At 60.1% G+C, this 8,303-nt stretch carries 3 protein-coding genes and 1 pseudogene; all 4 read right to left on the bottom strand.

Going from position 1 to position 8,303, the window contains the following annotated elements; genetic code table 11:
* The coding region (locus tag CKW20_RS16500; RefSeq protein WP_176466907.1) for a DUF5801 repeats-in-toxin domain-containing protein at positions 1–2,988 on the bottom strand (2,988 nt) is incomplete at its 3' end.
* A 382-nt stretch (positions 2,989–3,370) separates the two neighbouring features.
* Positions 3,371–5,335 carry a metallophosphoesterase gene (locus CKW20_RS16495; protein WP_095053881.1) on the bottom strand — a complete coding sequence of 655 codons (1,965 nt, stop codon included), beginning with the start codon at positions 5,333–5,335 and terminating at the stop codon, positions 3,371–3,373.
* Between the two features lie 97 nt (positions 5,336–5,432).
* Positions 5,433–6,250: pseudogene (gene dapF, locus CKW20_RS16490) on the bottom strand (diaminopimelate epimerase).
* A gap of 97 nt (positions 6,251–6,347) precedes the next feature.
* A complete protein-coding gene (locus tag CKW20_RS16485) occupies positions 6,348–8,087 on the bottom strand; it encodes a dipeptidase (protein ID WP_095053880.1) in 1,740 nt (579 codons plus the stop codon).
* Positions 8,088–8,303 lie beyond the last annotated feature (216 nt).

Below are 8,303 nucleotides of genomic sequence, written 5' to 3'. Positions count from 1 at the left end.
AATCTCGGCGAACTGGGTCAGCGTGACGATGCCGGCATTGGCTCCGCTGGGCACCACCCCGATCGAGAAGATGGTATTGCCCGTGGTGATGGCGCCTGCGCTGAGGGCGGTCGAACCCACGATCAGGCCGCTGACGTTGTACAGGTTGATCTGTACGCCGTTGCTGTCCAGCAAGGAGTCACTGCCATCCGCGCCGTACAGGCTCAGGGCGTAGCTCTTGACGGTGGTGCCGGCGCCGTCGGCGCCATAAACTGGCAGATTGCCGAAGACGCCGCTGAAGTCCACCGTGGTGGCGGCACTGTCCTGGGCCGTGGGGGCGCCATCGGTCTCTGCGTCCTGGGTGGTCAGCAAGATTGCGCTTTCGGTGGTGGCGCTGACGGTCACGCTGGGGCCATCGTCGGCAAAGCGAACGTTGCCGCCCAGGTCCACGTCCTCGCTGTCGGTGGCGGTGTCGCCATCGCCGTCAGTGCTGAGCGCGGTGCCGGTGAGCTTGATCAGGTTGTTGGCCAATACCGCGAACTGGTCGTCAAAGGGTGCGGTGGTCGGGGTCTCCAAGGCGTGGTCGATCTCGGCGAACTGGGTCAGCGTGACGATGCCGGCATTGGCTCCGCTGGGCACCACCCCGATCGAGAAGATGGTATTGCCCGTGGTGATGGCGCCTGCGCTGAGGGCGGTCGAACCCACGATCAGGCCGCTGACGTTGTACAGGTTGATCTGCACGCCGTTGCTGTCCAGCAAGGAGTCACTGCCATTCGCGCCGTACAGGCTCAGGGCGAAGCTCTTGACGGTGGTGCCGGCGCCGTCGGCGCCATAAGCCGGCAGATTGCCGAAGACGCCGCTGAAGTCCACCGTGGTGGCGGCGCTGTCCTGGGCCGTGGGGGCGCCATCGGTCTCTGCGTCCTGGGTGGTCAGCAAGATTGCGCTTTCGGTGGTGGCGCTGACGGTCACGCTGGGGCCATCGTCGGCAAAGCGAACGTTGCCGCCCAGGTCCACATCCTCGCTGTCGGTGGCGGTGTCGCCATCGCCGTCAGTGCTGAGCGCGGTGCCGGTGAGCTTGATCAGGTTGTTGGCTAATACCGCGAACTGGTCGTCAAAGGGGGCGGTGGTCGGGTTCTCCAGAGCGTGGTCAATCTCGGCGTACTGGGTCAGCGTGACGATGCCGGCATTGGCTCCGCTGGCCACCACCCCGATCGAGAAGATGGTATTGCCCGTGGTGATGGCGCCTGCGCTGAGGGCGGTCGAACCCACGATCAGGCCGCTGACGTTGTACAGATTGATCTGCACGCCGTTGCTGTCCAGCAAGGAGTCACTGCCATTCGCGCCGTACAGGCTCAGGGCGTAGCTCATGGTCGTGGGGTTGACCAGGGCAGGGCCGTCAGTACCATAGCTCGGCAGATTGCCGAAGACGCCGCTGAAGTCCACCGTGGTGGCGGCGCTGTCCTGGGCCGTGGGGTCGCCATCGGTCTCTGCGTCCTGGGTGGTCAGCAAGATTGCGCTTTCGGTGGTGGCGCTGACGGTCACGCTGGGGCCGTCATCCTGGAACGTCAGCGCCGAGAATGGATTCGGTGTGACATTGGAATTGACCAGGCTGAAGCCACCAATGTCGAACGGAGCGTCGAAGTTGGTGTCGATCGAACCGATGTTGTCGATCAGCGCCCGGGTGTGTGGGCCGTCGGTGTTGTAGGCGATCACGTCGTTGGCTTCCAGGCCTTTGATCACCACGGTGTTGGCGGAGAACGTGATCGTGATGCCGCTCAGCGTGGTGGGGGTCATTCCAATACTGATCTTGTCAAACACCAGGGTTTCACCCGGTACCGCATTCTTGCCATGCCCACTGGGCTGAGTGGTAATGACGACCTTGTTGACTTCAACCGCCGTGTTTTCGTGCAGGTTGTCGATGAATTCAACACCTGGCTTATAAGCCGTTGTGAAGGCGCTGATCTCCAGCGTGGATTTATCGCCCGAGGACGATTGGACAACGGAAAAACTGGCCCCATTGCTGCCGTAAAGTGAGGCAAAGTCGATGTTGGCCTCCTCGCCCGCTTCGCCTTGGCTCAGGTTGGGAACCGTGAAGTCGGTGTTGGCCCCCATCGCGAAGGTGAAGTACAAGCCGGTGCCTTCCACGATTTGCTGGCTGTTGGTGCCCAGGGTGGTAGGGCCGCCGCCTTGGCCGGTGTTGACGGTGTCGCCGTCGGTGATGGCCGGAGCATCGGGCTCGGACTGGTTGACCGGGTTCTTGCCGGTGACAATGATCACCGCGTCGGTCGCGCTAGGGGTGCCATCGCCGTACATCAAGAACAGGTGCTGGCCTGAAGGCGCGCCTTCCAGCGAGAAGTCGCTGCGATTGCTGACCGAGACATGGAGGTTGTACAGGCTCAAGGCATCGTCGGGGTTGGTGGTTATCGGGTGCTGGATTTCCTCGTACTGCACCAGCCAGACCTTGGAGCCCACGGCATTCAGATCGGAAGTCTGGACGGCACCGGAAGCGTCCGTGGGTTGCAGGTATGCGGCGAAGACGACGTCGCCGGTGGGGTTTTCCGTGCCGTCGGCATTGGCCTTGCGGCCAAACACGACGTTGTTCTCATCAATGCCCAGGTCGGCGCCCGTATAGCTGTAGAGGTAGATTTTTCGGCCATCGACGGTCAAAAGGGGGACGCCAGGCGCAGACAGAGCCTCTTCCCCGAGCAGCGGCCCCCCCGTGGAGTTGGTGAAGGCCAGATCGGTGACATCGGCCCCGAAACCACTGAGCATGGAGCTGCCATCAAGGTCGGCGGAGGTGCCGTTGCTCACGGCTACAGTGACGTTGACCCCCGTGAGATCCTGCACCACCACGGCATTCAAAAGAGTGTCGAATGCAGTTACGCCAGTGGTGAGGAAGCCCAGACCATCCTTAACGTCGTTGCCTGTAATGTCGCTGCCGCCGGCCGTCGCGTTCTGCTTACCTGACGTCTCGTCGATGATCAGTGTTCCGGTGATAGTGATAGCCATGATTTGCTCCCAAAATTCGGTCATCGAGGCCTGACCGTGGACCTTTGGTCGCAACTATGGCGAAGCGCCAGGGATTGCACATTGCCCGATACTCCTGAGCGGGGTGGGAGTTTCAGACTACTTGGGAGGAGGAGGCGGGATGAGGAGGTCGCGAAGGAATGGCGCGCATATTTCGTTTGTGAATTGTGCAGGCCTGAGATAGATCCGAAAAAACGCATCACCACGCGGCCTACATGATTTTAAGCGGACGGCAAGTGCGGCCGCGCCGCGACACAATCACTTAGCCCTTTAAAGGACCTTCGGAGGACCTGGAGGAGCCTTGCCGGCGAAGGCGTCCTTGAGTGCGCCTTCGCCGGCAAGCCTGGCTCCTACGAAAAGCGGTTTACTTCCGCAGAATCTCGATGGGCGGCTCGATCAGTTGTAGCTTGAGCGCACCCGAGGCTGGCACGAAGCGCGGGCCAGTGCTTTCAGGGGTTGCCCGAAGCCTCCAGGTGCGTTGCACCTGCGCCAGTTTGGCGACTCCTGATGCCACGGACCAGCGCCGGCAGACCTTCTCTAACTTGAGCGGGTAAAGGGTGAGTTGGTCGCCTTTGAAGTGCATACGCAGGAAGCATTTGTGGTCGGCGATGCACTGCGAGGAAAAAACCGCCTCGCTGTGTAGCCCCCAAAAGGTGTTGCCCATCACCATCCAGGCACCGAACAACAGGCCTCCCAGACTGCCGCCAAGCACCAGCGTCTCCGCCAGGAACAACAAGACTTGGTGCAGGTTTTCTACCTCGAGCTGCAAGTAGTGGATGTTGACACGGCCCATCAGCCACAGCAGTCCGATCGCCAGTCCCAGATGAAGTACCCCGTGAACAGCGCCAATGGCATAGGCGAGCTTTCGGGTGCGCTTGACCCCGGCGGCCGAGAACACTGCGCAACCCAGCACAATGAGCACAGCGAACATCACCGACGAGGGACTGTGTGACATGACCAGGAGCAGGTGTCGCCAAACTTCGCTAATGTTGGAAACAGACGCTTGGAGGTCAGACAACACGTCCATCAGGCTGCGGTTGTCTCGTGCCAGGTGGGGCACCGTGCTGGCGCTTTGTACCATCCAGTCGAACAGCAGGTACAAGAGGGCCAGCATGCCGCAGAACGAGAGATTGCGGGTAGGTAGCCGCCATGCCCGATTACGCAGCTGCTCGGAGGTCTTTTTGTCCGGGTAGACCGCCGCCAGTTCATAGTGCTGCCGGGTTCCGCCAACGTTGAACGGCTTGGGCGGATCGGGAAGCTGATGGGTGGCATTCAAGAAGGCGCCACCGCCTCCGCAGGTGATGCGCTGCGGCGCCTGGGTGCCAGCTTGCGGCTGGTAGCGCGCGTAATGGTGCGAGTCGCCGGCCAAGACCACCGCCAGGTGATCACCCAAGAGTTCCTCGATCTCGCGCAGGCTGCGGAAGCGCGGCGTCTGGGTTTCGATCGAGGGCAAGGCCTTGCTCTCCTCGCGTGCCAGCCGTTCGGCTTCGTCCACCCAACTTGGTTCGGGCGTGCAGAGGATCACGCGGTCGCCTGGCTGCAGTTTGGTGCGCATCTCTTCGAAATATTGCTTCTGCTGCCGGTCGATCATGGACTCCAACTGCAAATCCAGACCCCAGATCCACCAGCCATTGGGCAGCTGTAGCACGTAGTAACTGGTGCGCTGGCGGGTTTCCCAGCCTCCGATGGGTTTCTGCTCGCAAAACAGTTGGGAGAAACCGCGCAGGCCGTCATACCAATCGTGGTTGCCGGGCGTCGCCAATATCCACGGTGCACCCGGCTGCCGCACGGGCTGTTCCTGGTCATCAGGGCGCACCTTGGGCACCGGTGCGGGAAAGGCGGCGCGGAAAGGATCCAGGAAGCGGGTGCGGTAGCCGGATTGGGCCGGTGTGGGATAGACCTGATCGCCGCCGAGCAACAGCACGTGGCCGCGGGGCAACTTGAGTTGGTGCTCGGGCAACTCGGCATCATGGCTGACGCACAGGGCCATCGAATAGGTGGAGTCCCAGCCATCGCCGGTATCAGCCAGATAATCGATCCACACGTCACCGTCGCCAGCCACCTGGATGGGCGGGTTCGAGCCCCGAGGATTGAGCACGGCCAGCATTTCGCGCGGGTCGGCGAAAGCACCCATTGTGGTGGCGACAGCCGTTTGTAAGCCCGTGCGCATCAGCTGAAACGGACCTAGCCAGTTGACCATCGGCTCCTGGGTGTAAAGCTCGATGCGGCTATTGAGCGTGGGAGATGGGGTGGAACGGGTCATGGGGAGGGGCGAAGCGTGCGGCGTACGCACCTCTGCGGCGCGAAACTCAATCGAATGCTCCTTCATCATTCAGCCTCCATTGCTGTAACGAATTCAGGTACCGCAAAAGGGTGATCTTTTATCGGTCGATTCAGAATAGGTCAGTTATGCGATGGCCGCCGATTCATTGCCTGAAGGAGAGGCTGTCTTGAACCGTTCCCGAAAACGTTGTCTCTACCGGCCCGATGAGAAAGACAGGTCCCACGCCATCCCATTGAACCGTTACGGTTCCGCCATCACATTCAACCTCAACGCGATGGTCTAACAAACCACGACGAATTCCGTTAACAGCGGCGCCACAAGAGCAGGATCCGGAACCGAGGGGTATACCACCGCCGCGCTCCCAAATGCGCAATCGAATGTGCTTGCGGTTAATGATCTGGACAAAATGCACGTTCGTCTTGAGGGGGAATAGAGGGTTGGTTTCAATGGTCGGTCCGATGGTCGCTATATCAACGGCTGTCAGGTCATCGACAAAATAAGTGCAGTGCGGATTGCCCATGCTGGTCGCGGCTGGACCACCCGGCAGTGGCAAAACAGCGGTATCCAGATCCAGAGCCAGGGGAATTTGCGACCAGCCGAAAAGTGGCTTCCCCATGCTGACAGATATCGCGCCGGTCGAGGTTCGTTCACACGTGAGTAGCCCCCGGTTGGTTCGCAGCACTATCGACCTGGTATTCGATTCGCGCATCAGCCTGTCCGCGGCACCCGCGTTGCGCTGCCACATGTATCCAGCGTTGAACCATCGGCATTCCAAAACATCAAGCGCGCAGCGGCATCATCGCAATCGAGCATCACCGCGAGTTGATTGAAGCCGATTCCTCGGTGCCGATCACCCAGTTGCCGAGCCATGGCACTGGTGATTGGATTGGCCGAGTTTCGCGAGTCCACAATGACGAAATCATCGCCATTGGCGTGCATTTTATGAAAGCTCAGTGGCATCAATAGATCCTGGTGACAAGGGAGTTGACGTTTAAAGGCCACCCACCCCATTCGCATAGAAACGGACCCGCCAGCATAGCGGGTCCGGAAGGGAGGATCAGAGTTTCGGCAACTGCCCGATGCGCCCGAACATTTCGGTCACGATCTGCAAGTCCAGCAGGAACTGGTCGACGGTCTTGAACTCGTTGTCGTTGTGGCCGGTGTACTTGAGCTCGGGCCTGGCCAGGCCGAACTGCACGCCATTGGGCAACTCATGGACCGAGGTGGCGCCAGCGGAGGTGCCGAACTTGTGTTCCATGCCAAGGTTTTCGCTGGCCACGGCCAGCAGGGCCTTGACCCATTCACCCTCTGGGTTGCGGTGCATCGGCTCGGCAATCGAGTAGTCGAAGGCTGGCGCGATATGAGTCTTGTTGCTCCAGGCGTCAAGCTTGTCGGCGATTTCGCTCTTGAGCACTTCCGGGGATTTGCCCTTCGGCACGCGCAGGTTGACCGCGAGCTTGAAGGCTTTTTCATCCATCCCGACATAGGTCAGGGATGCGGTCAGCGGTCCCATGAAGGCATCGGAAAAACCCACCCCCAATTTGCTTCCCAGGTAGTCCAGCCCCCAGTTGTCGGCGGCGTAGCGGGCGGCGTCGGTAATGTGGTTGTGCTTGAGCGCGACCTTCCCGTCGAGGCTGTTGATGAAGTCCAGCATTCTTGCCACCGGGTTGACGCCTGACTCGGGCTCGGAGGAGTGGGCGGAAACGCCGGTGACGGTCAGCTGGACGTCCTTGCCGACGACCTTGGCGCTCACCTCGAAGTTGCCGCCATTGCGCTTGGCATAATCAGTACCGGCTTTCTGCAGGCTGGTGGCCAATTCGGCGGGCTTGTCGCTCACCAGGGTGGCGACGGAAGTCGATGGAATCTGGTTGGTTGCCAGGCCGCCGGTCATTGAGGTGATTTCGGCGCCTTTGCCCTCTGCCTTACGCCGGGAAAAGTTCGCCATGACGGTGCCATAGCCTTTCTCGGCAATCACCACCGGGTAGCCGCCATCCAGCGCCAGGTTGTAGTTGGGTGTCGGGTTGTGTTCGAAGTAATAGGGGATGGCGTCGCCCGTGGTTTCTTCGGTGGTGTCCACCAGCAGCTTGAAATTCCTCGCCAGCGGCAACTTCTCTTCCTTGATGATCTTCATGGCGTAGAGCGCCACCACGATGCCGTTCTTGTCATCCTCGGTGCCGCGGCCATACATGCGATCGCCGACCAGGGTGACCTTGAATGGATCGAGTCGGGTGCCGTCTTTCAGGACCCAGTTTTCCGGTGTCACGGGCACCACATCAGCATGCGCGTGAATGCCTACGACTTCGTCGCCGTTGCCTGCGAGGGAGATTTCATAGACGCGATTGTCGATGTTACGAAAGTTCAGGTTGAACGCTTGGGCAAGGCCTTTGAGCTTGTCGGCGATCTTAATGAATTCGGGATTGTCGTGCTGAGCAACGCCGTCCACGCGGAAAGTCGGGATTGCCACCAATTCGCGCAGGGTCTCGGTGGCAGCACTGCCGTATTTCACCCGTGCATAGAGGCCAAGCAGGCGATGAATCTCGTTCTGCTGTTCAGGGGAAAGCGTCTTGTTGCCCTGGAAGGCACTGATTGTCGGGCCGAGGTCGTTGGTTTTGGCAAGGTCGCTCTTGGCCAGGCGTTCCAGGAACTGCCTGAAATCGGTTACCGACGCGTCACTGAAGGTCTTGAGGATGGTCGCGCTCTGTTGCGGGGTGATGTTGGCGTACGCTGACGTGGTGAACGACGAAAGGCTGGCCAGTATCAGGGTTGTTGCGGCCAGGTGCTTGAGTGATAAATCCATTATTGGGGCATTCCTTTGCAGGCAGTTTGTGAGAAATATCTGGTCGATGAGTCAGAAACTTTTTCAAACTAACACCACGAGGGAGTGGTACGGGAGTCCCGGAAGTGGAATTTGTCGCACAAAAATGCAAAAACGACGCAGAAACGAAAAAAACCGGGAAGTGAGCAAAGCGCTTTTTGTAGGAGCCAGGCTTGCCGGCGAAGGCGTCCTTAAGAG

Source organism: Pseudomonas sp. Irchel s3b2 (assembly GCF_900187445.1).
Taxonomy (GTDB): Bacteria; Pseudomonadota; Gammaproteobacteria; order Pseudomonadales; family Pseudomonadaceae; genus Aquipseudomonas.
Note: the sequence above shows the minus strand (reverse complement) of the source record. Positions and strands in the feature narration are given on the sequence as shown.